At 71.1% G+C, this 23,708-nt stretch carries 22 protein-coding genes and 1 pseudogene; 7 read left to right on the plus strand and 16 right to left on the minus strand.

Annotated elements, in window-relative coordinates; all coding sequences use genetic code 11:
• Positions 1–42: 42 nt before the first annotated feature.
• Both ACWDEW_RS36045 and ACWDEW_RS36050 read left to right on the plus strand, forming a co-directional pair.
• The gene (locus ACWDEW_RS36045) at positions 43–294 is read left to right on the plus strand and encodes a hypothetical protein (RefSeq protein ID WP_450518624.1); all 252 of its coding nucleotides are present in this window, start codon (positions 43–45) and stop codon (positions 292–294) included.
• A gap of 2 nt (positions 295–296) precedes the next feature.
• Positions 297–740, plus strand: a complete 444-nt coding sequence (locus ACWDEW_RS36050; RefSeq protein ID WP_450518712.1) for a DUF6314 family protein — start codon at positions 297–299, stop codon at positions 738–740.
• Between the two features lie 34 nt (positions 741–774).
• On the opposite strand, the gene ACWDEW_RS36055 is transcribed toward ACWDEW_RS36050, so the two are convergent.
• Together ACWDEW_RS36055 and ACWDEW_RS36060 are read right to left on the minus strand one after the other, a co-directional pair.
• Positions 775–1,368 carry a histidine phosphatase family protein gene (locus ACWDEW_RS36055; RefSeq protein WP_450518626.1) on the minus strand — a complete coding sequence of 198 codons (594 nt, stop codon included), beginning with the start codon at positions 1,366–1,368 and terminating at the stop codon, positions 775–777.
• 103 nt (positions 1,369–1,471) lie between these two features.
• Positions 1,472–1,909 (minus strand): GNAT family N-acetyltransferase, encoded by a 438-nt coding sequence (locus ACWDEW_RS36060; protein ID WP_450518714.1) that lies wholly within the window; start codon positions 1,907–1,909, stop codon positions 1,472–1,474.
• Positions 1,910–2,218: 309 nt separating this feature from the next.
• On the opposite strand from ACWDEW_RS36060, the gene ACWDEW_RS36065 reads away from it, so the two are divergent.
• Positions 2,219–2,413, plus strand: a complete 195-nt coding sequence (locus ACWDEW_RS36065) for a DUF1918 domain-containing protein (protein ID WP_450518628.1) — start codon at positions 2,219–2,221, stop codon at positions 2,411–2,413.
• Position 2,414: 1 nt separating this feature from the next.
• Here ACWDEW_RS36065 and ACWDEW_RS36070 read toward each other — a convergent pair whose 3' ends face one another.
• Positions 2,415–3,668 (minus strand): glycoside hydrolase family 10 protein, encoded by a 1,254-nt coding sequence (locus tag ACWDEW_RS36070; protein WP_450518630.1) that lies wholly within the window; start codon positions 3,666–3,668, stop codon positions 2,415–2,417.
• Between the two features lie 170 nt (positions 3,669–3,838).
• Between ACWDEW_RS36070 and ACWDEW_RS36075 the strand changes: the two genes are divergently transcribed.
• Both ACWDEW_RS36075 and ACWDEW_RS36080 read left to right on the plus strand, forming a co-directional pair.
• A complete protein-coding gene (locus ACWDEW_RS36075) occupies positions 3,839–4,699 on the plus strand; it encodes a 3-hydroxybutyryl-CoA dehydrogenase (RefSeq protein ID WP_450518632.1) in 861 nt (286 codons plus the stop codon).
• Positions 4,700–4,903: 204 nt separating this feature from the next.
• Positions 4,904–5,161: a hypothetical protein gene (locus ACWDEW_RS36080; RefSeq protein ID WP_043681816.1), complete on the plus strand. Its 258-nt coding sequence runs from the start codon at positions 4,904–4,906 to the stop codon at positions 5,159–5,161.
• A 72-nt stretch (positions 5,162–5,233) separates the two neighbouring features.
• Here ACWDEW_RS36080 and ACWDEW_RS36085 read toward each other — a convergent pair whose 3' ends face one another.
• The 10 genes and pseudogenes from ACWDEW_RS36085 to infC form a co-directional block, all read right to left on the minus strand.
• Positions 5,234–5,797: an NUDIX hydrolase gene (locus ACWDEW_RS36085; RefSeq protein WP_450518635.1), complete on the minus strand. Its 564-nt coding sequence runs from the start codon at positions 5,795–5,797 to the stop codon at positions 5,234–5,236.
• Between the two features lie 69 nt (positions 5,798–5,866).
• On the minus strand, positions 5,867–7,207 hold the full coding sequence (locus ACWDEW_RS36090) for a transcriptional regulator (protein ID WP_431249492.1): 1,341 nt from the start codon (positions 7,205–7,207) through the stop codon (positions 5,867–5,869).
• 201 nt (positions 7,208–7,408) lie between these two features.
• Positions 7,409–8,563, minus strand: coding sequence for a PP2C family protein-serine/threonine phosphatase (locus ACWDEW_RS36095; RefSeq protein ID WP_450518637.1), 1,155 nt, complete (start codon positions 8,561–8,563; stop codon positions 7,409–7,411).
• 256 nt (positions 8,564–8,819) lie between these two features.
• Positions 8,820–11,324 carry a phenylalanine--tRNA ligase subunit beta gene (gene pheT, locus ACWDEW_RS36100; RefSeq protein WP_450518639.1) on the minus strand — a complete coding sequence of 835 codons (2,505 nt, stop codon included), beginning with the start codon at positions 11,322–11,324 and terminating at the stop codon, positions 8,820–8,822.
• Positions 11,324–12,451 (minus strand): phenylalanine--tRNA ligase subunit alpha, encoded by a 1,128-nt coding sequence (gene pheS, locus ACWDEW_RS36105; RefSeq protein ID WP_450518641.1) that lies wholly within the window; start codon positions 12,449–12,451, stop codon positions 11,324–11,326. The genes pheT and pheS overlap by 1 nt, the downstream gene beginning before the upstream one ends.
• Before the next feature lie 166 nt (positions 12,452–12,617).
• Positions 12,618–13,754 carry an ATP-binding protein gene (locus tag ACWDEW_RS36110; protein WP_450518642.1) on the minus strand — a complete coding sequence of 379 codons (1,137 nt, stop codon included), beginning with the start codon at positions 13,752–13,754 and terminating at the stop codon, positions 12,618–12,620.
• A gap of 56 nt (positions 13,755–13,810) precedes the next feature.
• Positions 13,811–14,650, minus strand: coding sequence for a TrmH family RNA methyltransferase (locus ACWDEW_RS36115; protein ID WP_450518715.1), 840 nt, complete (start codon positions 14,648–14,650; stop codon positions 13,811–13,813).
• A 204-nt stretch (positions 14,651–14,854) separates the two neighbouring features.
• Positions 14,855–15,238: a 50S ribosomal protein L20 gene (gene rplT / locus ACWDEW_RS36120; RefSeq protein ID WP_019066261.1), complete on the minus strand. Its 384-nt coding sequence runs from the start codon at positions 15,236–15,238 to the stop codon at positions 14,855–14,857.
• Between the two features lie 102 nt (positions 15,239–15,340).
• Positions 15,341–15,535: a 50S ribosomal protein L35 gene (gene rpmI / locus ACWDEW_RS36125; RefSeq protein ID WP_019065473.1), complete on the minus strand. Its 195-nt coding sequence runs from the start codon at positions 15,533–15,535 to the stop codon at positions 15,341–15,343.
• A gap of 107 nt (positions 15,536–15,642) precedes the next feature.
• Positions 15,643–16,354, minus strand: a pseudogene (gene infC, locus ACWDEW_RS36130) (translation initiation factor IF-3).
• Positions 16,355–16,692: 338 nt separating this feature from the next.
• Between infC and ACWDEW_RS36135 the strand changes: the two are divergent.
• Positions 16,693–17,064 carry a DUF1844 domain-containing protein gene (locus tag ACWDEW_RS36135; protein WP_200714450.1) on the plus strand — a complete coding sequence of 124 codons (372 nt, stop codon included), beginning with the start codon at positions 16,693–16,695 and terminating at the stop codon, positions 17,062–17,064.
• A 4-nt stretch (positions 17,065–17,068) separates the two neighbouring features.
• Here ACWDEW_RS36135 and ACWDEW_RS36140 read toward each other — a convergent pair whose 3' ends face one another.
• Entirely contained in the window at positions 17,069–17,803 is a 735-nt protein-coding gene (locus ACWDEW_RS36140) for an SseB family protein (RefSeq protein ID WP_450518644.1), read from the minus strand.
• 150 nt (positions 17,804–17,953) lie between these two features.
• Here ACWDEW_RS36140 and ACWDEW_RS36145 point away from each other — a divergent pair, with 150 nt between their 5' ends.
• Entirely contained in the window at positions 17,954–18,952 is a 999-nt protein-coding gene (locus ACWDEW_RS36145; RefSeq protein WP_450518646.1) for a serine hydrolase, read from the plus strand.
• A 60-nt stretch (positions 18,953–19,012) separates the two neighbouring features.
• On the opposite strand, the gene mycP is transcribed toward ACWDEW_RS36145, so the two are convergent.
• Entirely contained in the window at positions 19,013–20,188 is a 1,176-nt protein-coding gene (gene mycP, locus ACWDEW_RS36150; RefSeq protein ID WP_450518648.1) for a type VII secretion-associated serine protease mycosin, read from the minus strand.
• On the minus strand, positions 20,185–21,057 hold the full coding sequence (locus ACWDEW_RS36155) for a hypothetical protein (RefSeq protein WP_450518649.1): 873 nt from the start codon (positions 21,055–21,057) through the stop codon (positions 20,185–20,187). The genes mycP and ACWDEW_RS36155 overlap by 4 nt, the downstream gene beginning before the upstream one ends.
• Positions 21,058–23,708 lie beyond the last annotated feature (2,651 nt).

Genomic DNA, 23,708 nt, shown 5'->3' on the forward strand with positions numbered 1-23,708 from the left:
CGTCAATGGGACCGGCGCGGGCGGCGACGTAGGGTCGAGGGCATGTCCGCGTTGTTGCCGTACCTCGTCCTGCTCGGCTTTCTCGCCGTCACGCTGGGGTTCTTCGCCTTGCTCGCCCGGCGGATCCGTCGCCGTGGCACCGCCGGGGGCGCGATCGGCGGCGCCCTGGCCGCGTACGAGGAGGCCTTCCGGACCACACGTCACGCGTCGCACCACGAGATCCGGGCCCAGGCGGAGCGGAAGGCGCCCGCCGACTCGCCGGACGGGTGGCGCCGGTGGCGCAGGAAGGGATGACAGTGGGTGAGTTCTGGCCGGTTCCCGATGTGCTGGCGTATCTGTCCGGAAGTTGGCGGGTGCGGCGGTCGGTGCGGGATCTGGCGAGCGGGGACGCGGGCGAGTTCTCGGGTACGACCGTGTTCGGCGCGCTGCCCGAAGGGGGCCTGCTGCACGCCGAGTCGGGCACATTCGTCTGGCAGGGCGTGGCCCGTCCCGCCGAGCGGACCTTGCGGTTCTTGCCGGGCACGGCGCCCGGTACGGCCGATGTGCGCTTCGGAGACGGGCGGCCCTTCCACGCGCTGGATCTGACCTCGGGACGGTATGTCGCCGACCATCCCTGCTCGGCGGACCTGTACCGGGGCGAGTTCACGGTCCTGGACGCGGACCGGTGGCGGACGGTGTGGCGGGTGGGCGGTCCCGCGAAGGACCTGGTGCTCAGCACGGACTACGTGCGCGCGGGCTGAACTCGGACCGCTCTCCTCGTAGTCGGCCGAGGACTCAGACCCGCCTCGACTGAACCGCCGCTCCGTCGAAGCGCAGGTTCCAGCGGCCCGCGCTGCCGGTGACCGTGGTGGTCGACAGAGGGCGTACGTCGAGGTTCCAGTAGGTCGAGGGCGGGGCCTTGAGGGCGTAGACCAACGCGGCCCGGATGACCGAGGGTTCGGCGACGGCGACTATCCGGTCGCCGTCCTCGATGGGCCGGGTGTCCAGCCAGCCGCCCACCCGGGCGATGAAGGAGAGCAGCGACTCGCCGCCGTGCGGGGTGGAGCGCGGGTCGGCGAGCCAGGCGTCCACCAGTGCCGGTTCGCGGGCCATCGCCTCGCCGAGCGTCAGCCCGCGCCAGCGACCCATGTCGCAGTCCCGCAGGGCCAGTTGCACCAGCGGGGTGTAGCCGAGGCCGTCGCCGGTGGCGCGGCTGCGCGGGGTCGGCGAGCAGTAGCGCAGCTCCGCCGCCGCCAGCGGCAGCAGGATCGGGGCGGCGCGCTGGACCTCGTCCCAGCCCGCCTGGTCCAGCGGCCGGTCGTCCTCGAAGCGCTCCGCGAGCAGCGGGGAGCTGCGCGCGGCTGCGACGAACGTGACCCGAAGTTGCATGCGGCGATCGTGATCCGCCGAAGTACGCAGGTCAAGGGGGGCCGGATGAGAGTTACCGAGGGTGGGCGAAACCTTACTTCGAAGTCAGGACCAGCCGGACAAGTCACTCGAAATAAAGGGCCATCCACCGGTCGGGCCGCTCCAGTGGCTTGAATCCGACCTTCTCGTACACCCCGTGGGCGTCGTGCGTGGCGAGCAGGATCCGGCGCACTCCGAACGGCCGCAGCTCCTCGCGTACGGCGGCGACGAACGCCGTGCCGATGCCCTTGCCGCGTGCCGACGGGTCGACGTACACATCGCACAGCCACGCGAACAGCGCCCCGTCGGTCACCACGCGCGCGTACGCCACCTGCTCGCCCGAAGCCGTGTCGTACACCCCGCAGTTCAGCGAGGACGCGACCGCCCGCTCGTGCTGCTCGCGGGGGCGGCCCTTCGCCCAGTAGGCGTCGGTCGACAGCCAGTGGTAGGTGCGGTCGAGGTCGACGCGGGCGGAGTCGGCGGAGAACTCGTAGCCGTCGGGGAGGCTCGGGATGTCGTTCATGGCGGGAGACTTGCAGGCCAGGGGTTCGGACGTCGAGTGGTTTTCCCTGCGGCCCGGCGGGGGCCGGGCGCACAGTTCCCCGCGCCCCTTTGGGGCGCTCACCTCGCCCCCTCGGCGGATCTCGTCGTCAGCCGGATGGGGGCGGGCGGGGACGAAGAAGGTGTCGACGCCCTGGATGGCGGGCGGCATCGCCGTCACCCGGCGCGCCCGGAGTCGAGGGGCGTGCGCGACCCGGTCCCGGCCGGGCGGGTCGCCGTAGACTCGAAGGGATGGATCGCTGCTCCCGGACTCGGTGAGGAGGCGCTGCAGATGCGTGCGACCGTTGGCGACAGGCTCGTCCAGCACGGCAGGGTGGTCGGACTGCACGACCAGGTCTCGGAGGTCGTCGAGGTGATGGGCACGGAGGGCGAACCGCCCTACCGCGTCCGCTTCCCCGACGGGCACGAGGCCGTGATGTCACCCGGCCCCGACTGTGAGGTCAGGCACCAGGACTCGGAACGGTAGATCAGCGCGGGGGTTTCGCCGGCTGCCGGTAGTGGTCGGCGACCACCCGCGCCATGGCGCCGACCGGGTCCACCGCGACGTCCCGGGCGGCGAAGAAGACATGCCCGCCGACCTCCGGATAGCGGTCGGCGAGGGTGAGGTGGCGGGAGAGTTCGGCCGGGTCCTGCCAGGCCGCGGGCTGCGCCGGGTCGCCCGCCTTGTAGAGCGCCTCCCCCGCGTACAGCCGCGTCTTCGAGCCGCGCGCGACCGCCGCCCACCAGGGCAGCAGCTTCGCGTAGTCGGCGGGGGCGAAGCCGATGTTCCAGTACAGCTGCGGGACGATGTAGTCGATCCAGCCCTCGCGCACCCACTTCCGGGTGTCCGCGCAGAGATCGTCGTACGTCTGCACCCCGGCCGTGGTGTCGGAGCCGCGCGGGTCGGTGGCGGCGTTGCGCCAGACTCCGAAGGGGCTGATGCCGAAGCGCGTGCCCGGGCGGGTCCGCCTGATGCGGGCGGCGGTCTCGCGGATCAGTTTGTCGATGTTGTCGCGGCGCCAGGCGGCCCGGTCGGTGAAGGCGCCGCCGTACTTGTCGTAGGCCGCGTCGTCGTCGAAGGTCTGGCCGGCGACCGGGTACGGATAGAAGTAGTCGTCGAAGTGGACCGCGTCCACGGGGTACTTGCGCACCGCGTCGAGGATCGCGTTCTCGACGAAGAGCCGGACCTGCGGCAGTCCGGGGTTGTAGTAGAGCTTCCCGCCGTACGTCACGACCCAGTCGGGGTGCTTGCGCGCGGGGTGCGAGGCGACGAGCTTCGTGAGGTCGGTGTGGTTGGCGATGCGGTACGGGTTGAACCAGGCGTGCAGTTGCAGTCCCCGCACATGCGCTTCCGCCACGGCCGTCTTCAGCGGGTCCCAGCCGGGGGCGACGCCCTGGGTGCCGGTCAGGTACTGCGACCAGGGTTCGTACGGCGAGGGCCACAACGCGTCGGCGGTGGGCCGCACTTGGAAGATCACCGTGTTGAGGCGGTCGCGGACCGCCGTGTCGAGGTGCGCGATCAGTTCGGTGCGCTGCTGCGCGGCGGTCAAGCCCGGGCGGGAGGGCCAGTCGCGGTTGGCCACGGTCGCCAGCCACACGCCCCGCATCTCGGTGAGCGCGCGCGGACGCCCGGCCGCGACCGGCGCGCGCCCGGTGTCCGCAGCCGCACTGCCCGTGGCGGCCGTGCTCGCCAGGGTCGACAGCGCCGCCATCGCGAACGTCCGACGTGACAATCGCCCCATTCGTACACCCCCATACGCCGTGGATCCGTGCGGTCACGGATCGTCTCCGCGCCCCAGGATGCCCGACCCCGGCGATCGATCATCGATACTTGCGGGTAACGTGCACGATCGGAGCAGACTCCGGACAACGGGGTTCTACCAGAGCCCGCATCAGCAGCGAAGGGGACGATGTGACCGACATCGAGCGCGTCGGAGTGGTCGGCTGCGGCCAGATGGGCGCCGGTATCGCCGAGGTGTGCGCCCGCGCCGGCCTGGACGTGAAGGTCGCCGAGACCACCGGCGAGGCCCTGGAGATCGGCCGGACCCGGCTGTTCAACTCCCTGTCCAAGGCGGCCGAGCGCGGAAAGATCTCCGCCGAGGAACTGGCCGGCACACAGGCGCGGCTCAGCTTCACCACCGACCTCGGCGAGTTCGCCGACCGCGACCTCGTCATCGAGGCCGTCGTCGAGAACGAGCAGGTGAAGACCGAGATCTTCCAGGTGCTCGACCAGGTCGTGACCCGCCCCGACGCGATCCTCGCCTCCAACACCTCCTCGATCCCGCTGGTGCGGCTCGCGGTCACCACCTCGCGCCCCGACCAGGTCATCGGCATCCACTTCTTCAACCCGGCCCCGGTGCAGCAACTCGTCGAGCTGATCCCGGCGTTGACCACCTCCGAGGGCACGCTCAGCCGCGCCCAGCTGTTCACCGAGAAGGTCCTCGGCAAGCACGCGATCCGCGCCCAGGACCGCTCCGGCTTCGTGGTCAACGCGCTGCTGATCCCCTATCTCCTCTCCGCGATCCGGATGTTCGAGTCGGGCATCGCCAGCCGCGAGGACATCGACAACGGCATGGAGCTGGGCTGCGCCCACCCGATGGGCCCGCTGAAGCTGTCCGATCTGATCGGCCTGGACACGGTCGCCTCGGTCGCGTACTCGATGTACGAGGAGTACAAGGAGCCGCTCTACGCCGCTCCCCCGCTGCTCCAGCGCATGGTCGACGCGGGACGCCTCGGCCGTAAGTCCGGCTCGGGGTTCTACACCTACGGCTGAGCGCGCGCCGCGCGGCAACTCACCGTGATGTCGCGGCCGTTACGGGCCCGGCGCTCTTCGGAGTGCCGGGCCCGCGGCATTCACACACCGTGTGCGCATCGGGCCCGCATATGCCGCTCGCACACTCTCCCCGGGCGTCCACCAGGCGAGTTGACTCTTCATGCGCATGCAAGGGATGTTCCGACTACGGAAAGGAGCGGACACGTGACCGCCGACCCCGAGCATCCCGTGGTACATGGAGAACTCGCAGAGTTACGCCGCCGCCTCGACGTCGCCTACGCGCGGGTCGAGGGAGGGCTGGCCCTGCTCAGCCATCGCACCGAGGAGACCGACAAGGAAGTGGACGACTTGAGCGCACGAATCGTCGCCCTGGAGCACACGCGGTGGCCGTTGCCGGCCATCGCTGCACTGACCGCCGTGGGTGCGCTTGTCGTGACGATCTGGCAGGCGTTGGGGCGCTAGCGGTCGTGGGCCGGTCGATCGGCTGCGGGTTCGCCGTGGCTGGTCGGGCCCACGCGGCGGAGCCGCAGAATGTCACCGCCCCGCGCCCCTTTGGGGCGCTGCGTCCTCCCCGAGCCTCAAATGGTGCAACAGCAGTAACGCGGCCGCCATGTTGGCGGCCGGGACCTCCCCGCGGGCGACCATGTCGGGTACGAGTTTGAGCGGTACCCATTCCCGGCGGTCCGACTCGAAGTCGTCCACGGGGTGTCCGGTGTACTCGCCCTCGTCGGCCCAGAAGATGTGGTGCCGGGCGTCCGTGAGCCCGTTGGACGGTTCCACGCTCATCAGGTGGTGCAGGGGCCCCGGCCGCCAGCCGGTCTCTTCCTCCAGTTCCCTGGCGGCGGCTCGCGCGATGTCCTCGCCGTCCTCGACGACGCCCGCCGCGAGCTCCCACCCCCAGCTGTCGGTGATGAAGCGGTGCCGCCACAGGAGGAGTACTTCGTTCGCCTCGTTCACGACCGTCGCCACCGCCACCGGCCTCAGCCGTATGAGGAAGTGGTCCAGGTGCTGGCCGTCGGGTAGTTCGACATCCGCGAGATTGACGCTGAACCAGCGGTTTGAGTACACAGTTTGTTCGTTCTGTTTCGTCCACTGCACGGTTCTGCCACCTTCCGTCGAGTAAGTGGCAATATCGCAGCAGGGACTGTGTGGTGGTCTACGGCGCCTTTACAGCGGTACGCGCAGTGCCCCGTCGATGAGTTCGGCCGCCTCGGCCGTACCCGCGCAGTCGCTGCGCACCAGGTACTCGCGTACCGCGCGGAGTCTGTCACGCAGCCGCTGGGACTCCATCCCCCTGGCCTGCTCGGCCATCTGCACCGCCGTGGCCACCGCTTTGTCGGCGTTTCCCTGGCGCAGTTCGATCTGGCTGAGCATGGCGAGGCGGTGCACCCGGCCCCGGTCGTGCGCCGGAGTGTCCACGGCCGCCGTGGCGTGCTCCCCCGCCGCGGTCAGATCGCCCAGGCTGAGCAGCGCCTCCGCCACCTGGACGTTGACGAGACCAGGCTGGACATAGCCCGTCTCGTCGGGTTCGTATCCGCGCCGGATGCGTTCGGCGGCCTGCTCGGCCCGCCGGATGCAGGACAGGGCGCTCGTGCCGTCGCCGAGGTGTGCGTACGCCTTGGCCTGCATCGCGTACAGGTCGGAGGCGAGCGCCGGGGTGATCTGCCGCCCCGCGGCCCGCAGCGCGGCCTCCGCGAAGGCGACGGCCTGGCGGAACTCCCGCATGAACAGCGACTGGTTGACGAGCAGCGCGATGACGTAGGCGCCAAGTCCCCTGTCGTTACTGGCCTTTGCGAGTCTGAGCGCCTGGTGGAAGTAGCGCTGGGCGAGTCCGTGCGCGTCGGAGTCGTAGGCGCAGATGCCCGCGATCGCCACCAACCCGCCGGTCGCCCGGTGCAGTTGGCGGCCGGTGGCGTCGGTGTAGCTGCCGCGCAGCAGCGGGGCGGTCTCGGAGTTGAGGAAGCCGACGATGCGGGTGCGGGTCGCCACGCCGCCGGCCTTGCGGTACATCTGCTCGTAGTGGGCGCGGGCCGCGCGCAGCATCTCGATGTCCGCCATGCTCACCCGGTGCCGGCCGCCGCGCGAGACGTCCACGTCGTCCGGTGGGTTCTCCCACTCCCACACGGGCATCACGGCGGGGGTTCCGGTGACAGCGGGCGCGCCGAGGATGTGCGGGCGCTGCTGTTCGTCGGAGCGCCACAGGGCGGTGGCCCGCTCGACGAAGCCGGAGAGGGAGGTGCCGTGCGGGGCGGAGGGTTCGCCGGGGACGCCGAGGCCGATGTCGTCGAGGGTGACGGGGCGGTGCAGGCGGGTCGCGAGCACCTCGCAGATCAGGTCGGGCACCTGACCCCGTGGCCGTTGCCCCTTCAACCACCTTGCCACGGCGGTGTGTTCGTACCGGAGTGCGAGGCCTCGGGCCCGGCCCGCCTGGTTCACATGGGCGGCGAGTCCCGCGTGCGAGATGCCCGCCTCGTCCAGGATGGCGTCGAGAAGTGTGTTGGGCTGCATGGATGGCCCCCCGGTGACTCGGTGCGGACAGAGTAGTGCGGGTTGGTTCACACGGGGTGTGAACGGAGTGCGTGGATCCGGGGTGTGTGCGCGCTGTTGCGGAGAGTTTCCAACCGGTTGACTGGATTGCCTCGCAAGAGGCCGGCCGGGCCGCCGGCTCCCCCTCGTAAGTGCGGCGGCCTGGCTTCGCGGCGGTGGCTCCTAAACGCCGTTGTGCTGTGGGTGGTTGGTCGGGTGCGGGTGCGTTGTGGCTGGTCGCGCCCGCGCGGCGGAGCCGCTGATGTCACTGCCCCGCGCCCCTGAAGGGGTCGATGCGGGCCTGCGGTCGTTGCGCAGGACGAGTAGGGCGACGTCATCCGTGGGTGCGCCGCCCGCGTGACGCAGCAGCGCCGTGAAGACCGAGCCCAGCACGGACTGCGGTCCCGGGAAAGGCTGTTGGGCCGTCACCTCTGCCAGGACATCGGCCAGCGGGAAGAAACGGCCTCTCGCGTCACGGGCGTCCTCCGCTCCGTCCGTGTACAGGAACAGGGCCTCACCCGGGAGCAGTTGGCCGCAGCAGACGTAGGGAAGCACCGTCGGCAGCGGAAACGGGCCGAGAGGCGGGAGGGGATCCGCCCGGGCCAGCGGCTCGGCACCCGTTCCGCTCAACCGATACGGCCACGGATGCCCGCAGTTGAGAGCCCGGAGTTCGCCGTCCGACCCGATCTCCAGGAGCAGCACCGTGACGAACTCCTCGGCCACCGGACTGTCGGGGTCAAGGGTCCCCGTCGACGGGTGTTCCGCGCGGGCGCGTTCGCGCAGGTGACGGGCGAGGGCGCGGTCGAGGCGGCGTAGGACGCCCTCCAGGTCGGGTTCGTCGTGGGCGGCCTCGCGGAAGCTGCCGAGGACCGCGGCGACCGTGCCGATCGCGGCGATGCCGTGGCCTCGTACGTCGCCCATCACGACCCGGACTCCGTGCTCGGTGGCGATCACCTCGTAGAGATCGCCGCCCACCACCGCACCGCGCTCGGCGGACAGTTGGGCGGCGGCGATGTTCAGGCCGTCGAGGCGGGGTGGCAGCGGGCGGAGCAGCGCGTTCTGGGCGGCGCCCGCGATCTGGCGGATCTGGCGGAGTTCGCGCAGCAGGGAGCGGCGGACCTGGACGATGAGACCGGTGCCGACCGCGAAGAACACGGCGCTGGTGACGATGCGTGCGCCCATGCCGTTCTGCTGGGCGAGCGGGCAGGCGAGTTTGTAGGTGATCGCTATGGCGCCCCACATCGTGGGCAGCCCCAGGGCGAGCGCCCGGCGCAGTGGACGGCGGGCTCGCGGCCTCGGGCGCGGCCTGCGGGGTACCCCAGCCTTGATGCGGATCATGCCTGTGGCCCCCCAAATAGGCCCCGACAGCGCAATCGGACCGGCCCCGAAAGGCCGGTCCGATTCTGTCGACCACATGCCCCGATCGGGCCGGATCGCCCGAACTTCTCACCCGAACGAGTGAGGTGACATGAGACAGGCGCATTTATGCAGGTGGACCCTTGAAATGCGGGCCCACACCAGGCGCACCGAAGGGGCGCGGGGAACTACGCGACCAGCCACGACGCACCGGCAGCCGGCAGCAGCTCCCCACCCCTCAGCCGCGAAGTACCGCCCCAACCCGCTCAGCGGCGAGCGCCACCGCCGCGTCCCGAGCCGCCGACGCCTCATCGACGGTCAGTGTCCGGTCAGCCGCCCGGAACCGCAGCGCATACGCGAGCGACTTCTTGCCCTCGCCCAGCTGCGCGGCGTTGTCGTAGACGTCGAACAGCCGGATGGACTCCAGCAGTTCACCGGCGCCCTCGCGCAGCGCCGCCTCGACGTCCGCGTGCGGGACCGAGGCGTCGACGACCAGGGCGACGTCCTGCGTGGCGACCGGGAACGTGGAGATCTTCGGGCCCTTGGGGACACCCGACGACGCCGACTCCAGGACGTCCAGGTCCAGTTCCATCGCACTGGTGCGCGCGGGCAGACCCAGGGTCTTCAGCACACCGGGGTGCAACTCACCGGCGTACCCGACGACTTGCTCAACACCCTCGACGACAACGGCGAGTTCGGCGCAGCGGCCGGGGTGCCAGGGACCGTACTGGCCCTTGCGGACGATGAGTTCGGTACCGGCCTCACGCGCGAGCACCCGCGCCGACTCGACCGCGTCGGCCCAGTCGGACGGGCGGCCCTTGCCCCACCAGCCGGCCTGCTCGCGAGCGCCCGTGAGGACGACGGCGGCATGCCGGGGCTGGAGCGGGAGGGCCTCGGTGAGGGAGGCGATCTCCTCGTCGGTGGGACGCCGGTCGACGGGGAGTCGTACGGCGATCTTCAGCTCTTCTCGCGGATGGAAGACCAGGCCGGTCTCGAAGAGCGCGAGGTCGTGGGAGCCGCGACCGTCGTTGCGCCGCAACGCACCCAGGAGCCCCGGCAGCAGCGTCGTGCGGAGGGCGGGTTCCTCGTCGGAGAGCGGGTTGACCAGCTTGACGACCTTGCGGTTCGGGTCGTCGGCGGCCAGGCCGAACTGGTCGAAGACGTGCTCGCCGACGAACGGGTAGTTCGGCGCCTCCACGTAACCGGCGCCCGCGAGTGCGCGGCCGACCCGGCGGTGCAGCCGCTGGCGGTCGGTGAGGCCCCGGCCCGCGGGGGGCTTGGGGAGCGTGGAGGGCAGGTTCTCGTAGCCCTCCAGGCGGATGACCTCTTCGGCCAGGTCGTTCGGGTCGGTGAGGTCGGGGCGCCAGGACGGGACGGTGACGATCAGCTCGTCCTGCCCGTACACGTCGCAGCCGACCTCCTGGAGACGCCGTACGACGGTCTCGCGGCCGTAGTCGACGCCCGCCACCTTGTCCGGGTGGTCGGCCGGGATGGTGATGGTGTGGGGTGCCGACGGGGCGATGACCTCGGTGACGCCCGCGTCCGCGGTGCCGCCCGCGAGGAGGACCAGGAGGTCGACCGTGCGCTGGGCCGCCGCGGAGGCTGCCTGCGGGTCGACGCCGCGCTCGAAGCGCCGGGACGCCTCGGAGGCCAGCTTGTGGCGGCGGGCCGTGCGCGAGATGGAGAGCGCGTCGAAGTGGGCGGCCTCGACGACAACCTCGGTGGTGGTGTTCTCGGTGTCGTCGATCTCGGTGTTGGCGCCGCCCATGACGCCCGCGAGGCCAATGGGGCCGCGGTCGTCGGTGATCACCAGGTCCTGGGCGTCCAGCGTGCGCGTGACGCCGTCGAGGGTGACGAGCTTCTCGCCCTGCTCGGCCCGGCGCACGCCGATCGGACCCTGGACGCGGGTGCGGTCGTAGGCGTGCAGGGGCTGGCCCAGCTCCAGCATCACGTAGTTGGTGATGTCGACGGCGAGCGAGATCGGGCGCATTCCCGCCTTCTGGAGGCGGCGGGTCAGCCAGAGCGGGGAGCGGGCCTCGGGGTCGAGGCCGGTCACCGTGCGGGCGGTGAAGCGGTCGCAGCCCATCGGGTCGGAGACCTGCACCGGGTACCCGAACGCGTTCGGGCCGGGTACGTCGAGCAGGGCCGGGTCGCTCAGCGGGAGGCCGTAGGCGGTGGCGGTCTCGCGGGCGACGCCGCGGATCGACAGGGCGTAGCCGCGGTCGGGTGTGACGGCGATGTCGAGGACCTCGTCGACGAGCTGGAGCAGCTCGATCGCGTCGCTGCCGACCTCGTGCTCGGGCGGCAGGACGATGATGCCCTTGGTGCCGTCGTCGCCCATGCCCAGCTCGTCGCTGGAGCAGATCATGCCGTGCGAGGTCTTGCCGTACGTCTTGCGCGCGGCGATCGCGAAGTCGCCCGGCAGGACCGCGCCGGGGAGGACCACGACGACCTTGTCGCCGACGGCGAAGTTGCGGGCGCCGCAGACGATCTCCTGGGGCTCACCGGTGCCGTTGGCCTGGCCGACGTCGACCGTGCAGAAGCGGATGGGCTTCTTGAAGCCCTCCAGCTCCTCGATGGTGAGGACCTTGCCGACGACGAGGGGGCCCTTGAGGCCGTCGCCGAGCTGCTCGACGGTCTCTACCTCAAGACCGACGGAAATGAGCTTGGCCTGGACGTCGCGGCCGGTCTCCGTCGCCGGCAGGTCGACGTACTCCCGCAGCCAAGAAAGCGGGACCCGCATCAGATCTCCATCCCGAACGGCCGGGTGAACCGGACGTCACCCTCGACCATGTCTCGCATGTCTTCGACGTTGTGGCGGAACATCAGCATCCGCTCGATGCCGAACCCGAAGGCGAATCCGCTGTACTTCTCCGGGTCCACCCCGCAGGCGACGAGGACGCGGGGGTTGACCATGCCGCAGCCGCCCAGCTCGATCCAGCCCTCGGAGGAGCAGGTACGGCAGGGGCGGTCGGGGTTGCCGACGGACTCGCCCTTGCAGACGTAGCAGAGCATGTCCATCTCGGCGGACGGCTCGGTGAAGGGGAAGTAGTTCGGCCGCAGCCGGGTCTTCATCTCCGCGCCGAAGAGCGACTGGACCATGTGGTCCAGGGTGCCCTTGAGGTCGGCCATGGTGAGGCCCTCGTCGATGGCGAGGAGCTCGATCTGGTGGAAGACCGGGGTGTGCGTGGCGTCCAGCTCGTCCGTGCGGTACACGCGGCCGGGGCACACGATGTACACCGGCGCCTCGCGGTCCAGCATGGCGCGGGCCTGCACGGGGGACGTGTGGGTGCGCAGCACGACACCCGACTCGTCGCCCTCCGTGCCCTTCGGGCCCTGGACGAAGAAGGTGTCCTGCATCTGCCGGGCCGGGTGATCCGGGGTGAAGTTCAGGGCGTCGAAGTTGAACCACTCCGCCTCGACCTCGGGGCCCTCGGCGATCTCGTACCCCATGGACACGAAGACGTCCGCGACCCGCTCCATGAACGTGGTCAGCGGGTGCCGGGCGCCGGCCGGGACGCGGTCGTACGGCAGCGTGACGTCCACCGCCTCCTCGACCAGGACGCGGGCGTCGCGGTCGGCCTCCAGCTCGGCCTGGCGGGCGGCGAGGGCCTTGTTGACGGCGCCCCGGGCCTGCCCGACGAGCTTGCCCGCGGCTGCCTTGGCCTGCGGGGGCAGCGCGCCGATCTCGCGGTTGGCGAGGGCGAGCGGGGAGGTGCCGCCGGTGTGGGCGACCTTGGCCTCCTGGAGCGCGTCGAGATCACCGGCGGCGGCGAAGGCGGCGAGCGCCTCGTCCCGCATGCGCTCGATCTCTTCCGGTTTCAAGGCCTCGACCTCTACAGGGTCGTACGACTTATTCGGTGCCGACATCTCTTCCCGTGCTTCCGGTTGGCTGGCGGATGGTCCCCGTCCCGACTCGACTCGGGGGACGCGTCGTCGTCCCTGAAACGGGGACGCAAAGGTGCCAAAGGCCGAGTCTAACGGGGGTGAGGCAGGTGACCGCGCCCGTGGGGCCTCGTCGGCGGCTGCGGCAGGGTTACTGCAGATACGCCGGGGTGCCCACGGGCAACATAAATCGGAACTCGGCGCCGCCGCCGGGGGCCCGCCCGACCGTGATGGTGCCGCCGTGGGCTTCGACGATGCCCTTGACGATGTACAGCCCGAGTCCGGTGCCGCCGCGCTTGCTGCCCCGCCAGAAGCGGGTGAAGACGCGGTTCATGGACTCCTCCGGGATGCCTGGGCCCTCGTCGCTGACCGTCACCGATGTGCCGGTCTCCTCCCCCTCGCGGGGGGACGGCGAGGCCGTGACGTCGATAGTGACGGTTCCCTCGCCGTGGCGCACCGCATTTTCCAGCAGGTTGCTCAGCACCTGGTCGACCTTGTCGGGGTCGGCCCACAGGTCGGGCAGCGGCTGTTCGACACGGAGCATGAACCGGTCGGCGGGCTGCCCTGCGGCGACGTACGCCTGGATGTGACGGCCGACGGCCGCGCCGATGTCGACGGGCTGGCGGCGCAGTTCGAGCCGCCCGGAGTCGATGCGGGAGATGTCGAGCAGTTCGGCGATGAGCCGGGTGACACGGTTGGCGTCGGCGTCGACGGTCTCCAGCATCAGCCGCTTCTGGTCGTCGGTGAACCGTTCCCACTTGGCGAGCAGGGTCGCGGTGAAGCCCTTGACCGAGGTGAGCGGGGAGCGCAGTTCGTGGGCGACGGTGGCGATCAGCTCGGCGTGACTGCGCTCGGTACGGCGACGGGCCTCGGTGTCCCGCAGCGAGACGACGACACGACGGACCGGACCGAGCGGTTCCGCACGGACATAGCGAGCCGTGACGAGCACCTCGTGCCCGCCCGGCAGCAGCAGGTTCCGCTCCGGCTGCCGCACCCGGATGGCCAACCCCCCATAAGGATCGGTCAGTTGCCACCAGCGGCGGCCCTCAAGGTCCTCTAAGGGGAGGGCCTTCTCCAACCGCTGGCCGAGGGCGTCGGCGGCGCGGACGGAGGTGATGCGCTCGGCGGCGGCGTTGAAGCAGACGACCTGGCCGTGCTCGTCGGCGACGACCAGGCCGTCGGCCAGTTCGTCCGGGTCGATGCCGAGGCCGGTGAGGTCGTCGTGCCGGGCCGCGGACGGCCGGGGCACGCCCCGTGCTCCCGGCGCGCTGCTCGTGCCGACAGTCATCCCCGTACCCCACCTCTTCTCATACGGCGCAGGTGGCCCCCGAGCTGGTCACCCTACTAGCTGTCGGTGACGGAGCGGCACCCTCCGGAGCCGCGCTGTGCACGGGCAGACGCATACAGACATACGGCGGCGGCGGTGGCCAGGTTCAGGCTCTCGGCCTTCCCGTGGATCGGAACCCGCACGACGGCGTCCGCGAGTGCGCGGGTCTCCTCCGGAAGCCCCCAGGCCTCGTTCCCGAACACCCAGGCGGTGGGCCCGCCCATGGTCCCCTGGTCCAGCTCGTCGTCGAGGTCGTCGGTCCCGGCCCCGTCGGCGGCGAGGATCCGCACCCCGATCTCCTTGAGCCCGGCCACGGCCTGCTCGACGGGCACTCCGACGGCGACGGGCAGATGGAACAGGGACCCCACGGAGGCCCGTACGGCCTTGGGGTTGTAGAGATCGACAGAAGCGTCGGTCAGTACGACGGCCTCGGCACCGGCGGCATCGGCGCAGCGCAGGACGGTGCCGGCGTTCCCGGGATCACGCACGTTGGCGAGCACGGCGACGAGCTTGGGCCGGCCCTTCAGGATCTCCTCGAAAGGGGTGTCGAGGAACCGACAGACCCCGACGAGCCCCTGCGGGGTCACGGTCGTGGAGATATCGGCGATGACCTGCTCGTCGGCGAGATGTACGCGAGCCCCGGCGTCACGGGCCTCGCCGACGATGTCGGCGTAGCGCTCGGCAGCCTCGACGGTGGCGAACAGCTCGACGAGCGTGTCCTTGTACCCGGCCGCCTCCCGCACGGCTTGCGGCCCCTCGGCAAGAAACAGCCGCTCCTTGCTCCTGAAGTTCCGCCGCGCGAGCCGCCGGGCAGCGGCGACGCGGGGGGAACGGGGGGAGATGAGGTCGGGGGCCATGTTCTGCTTCACCTTCAAATCTCAGGACGCGCGAATTCCCCTGGGGGCGCGGGGCTGTATCGATTTGCGGCGCCGCCGCGTGGGCGCGACCAGCCACAACGAACCCGCACCCGACAACGAACCGGGACCGGGCCAGCAACAAAGGACCCGCAGGATAAAAACCTGCGGGCCCTTCAATCACGTCGGCTCAAAGCCAGCGCAGCGTCACGCGGCCTTCGGCGCGTTGACGTCGCTCGGCAGCGCCTTCTGCGCAACCTCGACCAGCGCGGCGAACGCACCGGCGTCGTTGACGGCCAGCTCGGCGAGGATCTTGCGGTCGACCTCGATGTTGGCCGCGTTCAGACCCTGGATGAAGCGGTTGTACGTGATGCCGTTGGCGCGGGCAGCCGCGTTGATGCGCTGGATCCACAGCCGACGGAAGTCGCCCTTGCGCTTCTTGCGGTCGTTGTAGTTGTAGACCAGCGAGTGGGTGACCTGCTCCTTGGCCTTGCGGTACAGGCGCGAACGCTGACCGCGGTAGCCGGAGGCGGCTTCGAGGATCGCCCGGCGCTTCTTGTGGGCGTTGACTGCCCGCTTGACGCGTGCCACTTGTTTAACTCCTTGTAGCGGGGCCGTGGTTGGACTCACACGGCCCGGAATCGATGGGGTCCCGGTCCAGACGTACGGCGCTCGATCGGAGCGCCGCGTACGTCACTTGCCGAGAAGCTTCTTGATCTTCTTGGCGTCGCCCGGGGCCATCTCGGCGTTGCCGGTGAGGCGACGCGTCACGCGGGACGACTTGTGCTCGAGCAGGTGGCGCTTGCCGGCGCGCTCGCGGAGCACCTTGCCGGAGCCGGTGATCTTGAAGCGCTTACTGGCACCGCTGTGCGACTTGTTCTTCGGCATAGCGCCGTTATCTCCTCGTCGGTGGCGCTCCGATGCCCGGTCGTGAAACCGGGCACGGTGGAGCGTCGCTCTTGTTTCGGTTGCGTCCCTGGACTGACGTCCGGGGATCAGGCGTCGGCGGAAGCCTCGGCCGGGGCCTCGACCTCGTCGACGATGTCCTCGCCCACGCTGTTCTCGTCCTCGGCGTCGGACTCCGCGGCGTTCTGCGACTTGCCCGGGTTGGCCTTCGCTTCCGCCTTGCGGGCGGCCTGGGCCTCGCGGGCCTCGGCCATCGCCTCGGTCTTCTTCTTGTGCGGGCCGAGCACCATGATCATGTTTCGGCCGTCCTGCTTCGGGTTCGACTCGACGAACCCGAGGTCCTCGACGTCCGAAGCGAGACGCTGCAGCAGTCGGTAGCCCAACTCGGGCCTGGACTGCTCGCGACCGCGGAACATGATCGTGATCTTGACCTTGTCGCCCTGCTTCAGGAACCGGACGACGTGACCCTTCTTGGTGTCATAGTCGTGCGGGTCGATCTTCGGCCGGAGCTTCATTTCCTTGATGACCGTGTGCGCCTGGTTCTTGCGCGCCTCACGGGCCTTCATGGCCGACTCGTACTTGAACTTCCCGTAGTCCATGAGCTTGCACACGGGCGGACGGGCGTTCGCCGCGACCTCGACCAGGTCCAGGTCGTACTCCTGCGCAAGCTCCAGGGCCTTAGCAAGCGGCACGATGCCGACCTGCTCGCCACTGGGACCGACCAGTCGCACCTCGGGAACGCGAATCCGGTCGTTGATGCGGGGTTCGGCGCTGATGGATCCTCCTCGGTTAGCACCACACGGCCATCTGGCGGACGGCCGCGTTTGTCTCGATAGACAGACCTAACCGCGCCGAAGCACAAAAAATGCCCCGGACGATCACAAGACGGGGCTCCAAAGCACTGCCGGAGCACCGCCGCGATGATCGCGGGGCGCGCTTTCGGGCGACTCCATCGTCCGTACGGAACGATGGCAACCGCCTGACCGGGGTGACCCGCCGTCCGTGAGGACAGTCAGGTGGGAGATCGGAGCCTCCACTTGTTGGCCGGGCACGCGAGTGCCTGGCCGGTCATCACACAAGGTTAGCAGCAACCCGGGGGTGGTGCGAACCGCCGTACACCGGGCCCTATCGTGTGGGGCATGAGTGACACGCCCCCCGAGTCCGCGAATCCCGACTCCCCCGACTTCGACGCCCTGACCCGCGACATCGCGGAGGTCCCGGCGGTCGAGGTGATCGTGACGGTCGCCGTCAACCTGATGAGCGCCGCCGCCGTGAAGCTCGGTCTGACCGACGAGGGCGACAAGTACAAGGACCTGGACGAGGCCCGCAAGCTGGTCACCGCCCTCGCCGGGCTCCTCGACGCGAGCACGACCGAGATCAGCTCCTTCCACGCGGCCCCGCTGCGCGACGGTCTGAAGTCGCTCCAGCTGGCGTTCCGCGAGGCGTCCCTCGTCCGCGACGAGCCGGGCCAGGGCCCGGGCGAGAAGTACACGGGCCCGGTCTACGGCTAGGAACTCACCCCACACGTACGTAAAAGGGCTCGCCCGGAGGCGTCGCCCCGGCCGGCAGGACCGCCAGGTCGAGGCCGTGCACCAGGCGGGCCCTCAGCGTCTCCTCGGCCGCGAGCCAACGTGCCACCCCGTGGATGCCGGCGGCGTGCGGTACGGCGGGTTCGAAGACCAGGGCGAGGGTGCCGTCCCCGCGGCCGGGGCCGAGATAGGCACGGAGTACCCCGCGCATGTTGCCGAGCGCGGAGCGGACCGCCGCCGCGACCGCCGGATCGGTGAGCGGGTCCACGCTGGTACGCCCCTCGGCGAGGGCCAGCAGCACGGGCCCCGAGAGCTCGAAGGACACCGGCCCGGCCAGGTCCAGCACGATCGTGTCCGCCTTCTCGTGCGCGGCGGCCTGCAGCGCCTGGTGCAGCGGTACGGCCACGGGGCGCGCCGCCGGGTCCCAGCGGGCCAGCGAGTCGCTGGAGGTGAAGGCGGGCAGCGCGGTGCGACCGCCTGCCTTCAGGGTGGGGACGGCCATGTCGCTGGTCTTCTCGCGGCGCAGCCCCTTCTCGTCGACCTCGACCTCGCCGAGCACGGCCACCACGGGCACGAGCAGCCGGGCGCCCTTGAGGGCCGCCAGGACGGGGTCCACGGCGGTGCGGTCCTCGGCCCAGGCGGCGAGCGCCGCGCTCAGTGCGGGATCGGCCGAGCCGTCGTCGTCGGAGTAGCCGGAGTCGGGAATGTTCTTGTTCGCCACGGTGACCGACCCTATCGGGGGGATGCTGCAGGGCTTGTGCGGGCCCTGAAACGCAGGAGACACAGGTTTCACACGTTTCTCAGAAACCGTTGACAGACATCTAACTTCCGTCTCACGGTTCGCACAGTCGTCCCCTCCACGATCGCGGGCATGGAGTCTTCCAGAGCCGCCCGCCGCAACCACCGCGCGCGTCCCCCCCGGCGCCGTCCACTCCTCTACACCGCCCTCGCCACCGTGGCGGTCGTGGGCGGTACGGCGGCCGGAACCGTGTACGTGAAGGCGCAGGCGCACTCCGGCCCCGTATCGTCGGCGGCGGCACCGTCCGCCTCGGCGTCGGTGTCGGCATCGGGCAGCGGGGAGGCGACGGTGGAACCGGTGACACAGCCGGCGGTGGACTACGACGCGCTGCTGGCCAAGGCCATGAAGGCGGTGACACCGGCCGGCGACCAGAAGGTGTCGGTCGCCGTGCTCGACGTGGACTCCGGTGAGAGCGCCACGTACGGCAGCACGGCCTACGACACGGCGAGCATCGTCAAGGTCGACATCCTGGCGGCACTGCTGCTCCAGGCGCAGGACGCGGGACGGCAGCTGACCACGACGGAGAAGTCGTACGCCACCACGATGATCGAGAACAGTGACAACGACTCCGCGACGGCGCTGTGGAACAGCATCGGCACGGCGGACGGGCTCGACGCGGCCAACAAGAAGTTCGGGCTGACCGGCACCAAGGGCGGCGACGGCCCGCTCTGGGGGCTGACCCAGACTACGGCCGCCGACCAACTCACCCTGCTCCAGCAGGTGTTCGGGGACGACTCCAAGCTGAGTTCGGCCTCGAAGTCGTACATCCAGGGGCTGATGGGGAAGATAGAGGCCGACCAGCAGTGGGGGGTGTCGGCGGCGGCCGACGGCTCCCAGTGGCGGCTGAAGAACGGCTGGCTGGCGCGGAGCACCACCGGGCTGTGGGACGTCAACAGCATCGGGCGGGTGACGGCGCCCGACGGGCACGAGTACCTGATCGCGGTGCTGTCGAAGGGCAGCACGACGCAGAACAAGGGGATCACGATGATCGAGGCGGCGGCGAAGGCGGGGGTCGCGGCGTTCGCGGGGTCCGACTCTTCTACGTGGGCCTCCGCGTCGGCCACCGACTGACTCGTCCGGGATCTCCTCCGAGGTCTTCTTCGGGGCCTCCTCGGGGATCTCCTCCGGGGGCTAGAAGCCCTCGGGCCGTTTGCGGCGGCCGCGCCAGAGGACGACCGCCGCGACGAGCAGGACTCCGCCGACGCTGCCCGCGAGGGGGCCCGCCCAGTCGGACGTACGGCTGTCGGTCTTGACGGGGTCGGGTCCCGCGCCGAAGTACTTCCCGCCGTAGGCGGCGGGGTGCAGGTTCGTCGGCTTGAGGGCGGCGGCGGCCTTGATCGCGGCGGCGGGGTCGATGAAACCGAAGCCGCGGGAGTCGTCACGGCCGCCGACCGGGGGGTTGCGGGCGGTGTCCTCAAGGAGCTTCTTGATCTGGGCCGGGGTCAGCCCCGGGTGGGCCGCCTTGATGAGGGCCACCGCGCCCGACACGAAGGCGGACGCGGCGCTGGTCCCCCAGCCCTCGTAGTACTTGTGGTCGGGGTCGGCGATGACGACGTTGACGCCGGGTGCGCTGACCGTGGCGTACCAGCGGCGGGTGGAGAAGGAGGCGCGGGTGCCGTAGCGGTCCACGGCGGTCGCGGCGATCACACCCGGGTAGGCGGCCGGGTAGGAGACGTGGTCGCCCTTCTCGCCGCCGTTGCCGGCCGAGGCGACGACGGCGACACCCTTCTTCAGGGCGTACTGCACGGCCTCGTCCTCGGCGGGCTCGGGGTGGGCGGACGCGGAGTCGTCGCCGAGGGAGAGGTTGATGACGTCGGCGCCGTGGTCGGCGGCCCAACGGATGCCGTCCGCAAGGGCGTTGCCACGGGTGGTGCGGGCCTTGCTGCGCGCGGAGTCGCCGTCTTCGAGGATCACGCGGACCGGCAGGATCTTCGCCTCCGGGGCGACACCCATGACGCCGTCCTCGTCCCCGGGGCCGTGTCCGTGCCCGGCGATGATGCCCGCCATGGCGGTGCCGTGGCGGGCCCAGGCCCGGTCGCCCGGCTTCGCCCCGAAGCCGACCATGTCCTTGCCCGTGAGGACGTTGCCGACGAGGTCGGGGTGGTCCGCCTCGACGCCGGTGTCGAGGACGGCGACGGTGATGCCCTTGCCCTTGGTGGTCTGCCAGACCTCCTGGGTGTGCATGGCGTCCAGGGCCCATTCCTGGGCGCGTATGCCGTCGGCGTGCGCGACGGTGGACGGGACCAGGGCGAGGGAGGCGGCCAGGAGGACGCTCACCAGCCCGGCGCGGCGGGACGTGACGCTCATCGGTTCTCCTCCGAGGCCTTCGAACTCGCCGCGGTCTCCGACGTCTTGGACGTCCCTGAGGCCGAGGTCCCGGAAGGTGAGTCGACGGTCTTGCGCAGGCTCCGCTCGACGCGGTCGGCGAGCCCCTGCGCCTCGTTGCCGAGACCCGACTGCGAGGGGGCCGTGGTGGAGCCGGAGGTGACGGCTTCGTCGGCGGGTTCGGGCGCGTCGACGGTACGGCCGTCCGCCCAGCCGGAGACGGCGTACACGACGACGGGCGCGTCGGTGAGGACGGAGACGGTCCAGGAGGCCCGCTGTTTGTCGCCGAAGGTGGCGGCGAGGGTGCCCTTCGCGGCGTACGGGCGGGGCAGGAGGTCGGTCCGGTCGCCGAGCTTCTCGTTCTTGAACCGGGTGGACAGCGAGGTCATCGCGGCGATGTCGGCCTTGGTGAAGAGGAGGCCGACCGTCGTGACATAGCTCTGGGTGGCGTCGGTGTAGGTGGCACGCAGGAGCCGCCGGCAGCCGACCGGGGCGAGCACTTTGCTCAACAGCGGGTCGAAGGCGCCCGCGCAGCCGGTGTCCGGAGCCACGGCGATCCGGGTCCAGGTACGGTCGGCGCCGCCGGGGCCCGCGCCCTGTCCCTGGAGGGTGGGCGGAAACAACTCGTCGACGGGCACGCTGTGCCACAACTGCCCGGCGGCGGCAAAGGTGCTCGCACCGCCGTCGTCCCCGTCGTCGCCGGTGAGCCAACTCCCGGTCACCGCACCGCCGATGAGCCCGAGACCGAGCACCACACAGGCGGCGACGGCTGCGGTACGGGACCGTATCCGCGCCCCCAACGGCCGCGGCCGTGCCCGCTCGTCATACCCCTCGGGCTCCCCGAACGACACAACCGGCCGCCCGCCGCCGGGAATTACGGGCGAGCTCCACGAAAAGGCGGGATCGGGACCGGGGTTGCCCCCGGGCCGCGGCATCTCGGAGGCGGGGCGAACGGGAGTCCCGGGGGCGGCGGGTGACCAGGCGCTGGTACCGGCGCCGTCGGGGACGGGGGGCGCGACGGGCTGAACCGGGGTACTGGGAGCGGCAGATGCCCAAGGGGCGGTGCCGGTGGTGTCGTCGGCGGGCCGAACCGGGTTGCCGGGAGCGGCAGTTGACCAGGAGCGGGCACCGGACGAGTCTTCGGCCGGCCGAACCGGCTTACCGGGAGGGGCCGATGACCAGGCGCCCGTGCCGTTGCCTTCGCTGGTGGGCGCCACGGACGGGGAGGAGCCGGACTCCGTGGGTCCGGCGGGAGGGGCCTCGGCGGGCCCGGACCCGGCAGTTCCGGTACCGGAGGGGGGATACGGCGCACCGGCACCGGAGGGCGACCACACACCGCGCGTGGGTGCACCGTCAGTTGGATCCGTGAACGATTCACCCCGCCAAGGCGCACCAGGGGGCGGTGGCCTCAGCAGAGAAGTGGTCCCCGACGGTTCCTCGGGAGTCCCGGCCGAACCCGACGGAGGCGCCGCAGACCGGGCCGGGGTGTCGCGTTGCCGGTCGACGGGCTGCGGCGAGGTCTCGGTCGCGGGGCGCGTCGGATCGGCGGGGCCGGGAGACGTCACGGGGCGCGGCGGAACAGCGGAACTGGGGGGCGTCGCCGGGCGGGACGGTTCCTGGCGCAGCCGGTCGGGCGACGGACGCGGAGGCTCACCAGCAGGCCGGGGTGGAACGGCAGAGCTGGGAGGCGTCGCCGGGCGGGACGGCTCCTGGCGCGGTCGCTCAGGGGTCTCTCGCGAAGCCTCGGTCACGGGGCGCGGCGGAACACCCGGCCCCGCAGGCGCGACCGGACGAGACGACTCTTGTCGCAACTGGTCGGGCGACTGACGCGGAGCCTCGCCCGCAGGGCGGGGCGGAACACTGGAACCGGGAGGCGTCGCCGGGCGGGTGGGGTCCTGGCGCGGTCGGTCAGGAGCGTCACCCCCAGGACGCGGTGGGACAGCCGGGCGCGGCGGGCTGGACGGCGTCCCGGAGGCCATGGGCGGGGTCGGGCGGAGGGGTGTGCTCGTCTCCGGCCTGGTTTCCCGGGGTGCTTCGCCGGCGCCCGTCGCCGTGGGCCGGTGAGGTGGCCGGGGCGGGACGGTACCGGGCCGTTCGGGGTTCGCGCGGCGCGGGTCGGTCGCGGATGCCGGCGGTGTGTCCGGGAAGCGTGCCGAGGCCGGCGGCGGAGGCGGGCTCACCGTCTCGGCGGCGAAGGGCGCGAAGGGCCGAAGACCGGGGAAGCGTGGCCGGGTGTCGGAGGTGCCTGATGCCGACGCGCCAACAGAACCTGAACCGGCTCCAGTTCGGGTCCCGGAGCCCGAGCCGACCCCGGACCGAGCCCCAGTCCCAGACCCGGACCCGGCCGCGGATCCAGACCCAGACCCAGACCCAGACCCAGACCCAGACCCAGACCCAGCCGCGGATCCTGCCTCAGACCCGGACCCGGACCCGACCCCGGATCCACCTCCGGACCCGTCTCCGGTTTCGGTGCCCGCCCCGGACCCAGCCCCAGCCCCGTTGCGGTCCCCAGCCCCATTGCGGGTCCCCGCCCCGTTACGACCCCCCGGCCCATCGCTCGCGATGCCGTCGCTCTCGAAGTTCTCGAAGTTCGCGAAGTTCTCGAAGCCACCGCCCTCGAAGCCGCCGCTCCCGAAGCCGTTGCCCTCGGACGCCCCGCGTGCGTCAGTGCCGTTGCCGGGACGCACCGCGCGCGCCTCGAAGTCGTAGCCCGGAGAAACCGAACCCCCGTCGAACCCGTTGCCCGGAGCCACAGCGCGGCCCGCTTCCGAACCGTTTCCCCGGAAGTCCGCGCCCGCGTCGGCCCCGGCGCTCCGTCGGGCCGCGCGTCTCGCGTTGCCGCCCTCCCACCACCCCGTACCGGGCTGGTCGCCGCCCCAGGTCACCCTGCCGCTACCGCTACCGCTACCGCCACCGCTGCCGGCCGACGCCGCTGGTCCGTCCTGCACGTCCGACTGCCCCTGTGTGTCCTGCGTACCCGACACCGACGGAACCGGTGGGACCAGTGGGACCAGTGGGATCGGTGGGACCGGACCGCGCCCCGAACCCGTCCCCGAAACGGCTCCGGAAGATCCCCCGGTGCCGGAATGCGGTCCGTCCAAGTCTTCGCCTGTCGTGTCGTTCACGGGCTGCGTCGAACTCCCCGAAGGGGCCTGCGGCGAGGTGGGATGGGGCGGTACGGGGGCGCGCCGCGCTTCCGTGCTCATGCACCCCCCGTTTCCTCGTACCCGGGCCACCGTTTTGTTTCTTGTGCGGGCCGGCGTGCTCCTGCCCTTGTTCGTATACGCACCGGCGTCCACCCCGCCTCACCCGGCACGCACACAAAAAAACAAAGTCGTCCCGAGCACGCATACCCGCCGCGGCGGACCGCCATCCCGGGCGAGGTCGAACGACCGGCGGCGTTTCCTCCGTGCGTGCGCGTCACTCTACGGGTTGCCCCCGCTCGAACGGGAACCAGTCCGCACCCCCGGGGCTTCTGCCCGGAACGTCCTACTACCCTGCG

The sequence above is a fragment of the Streptomyces sp. NPDC001100 genome, assembly GCF_053598575.1.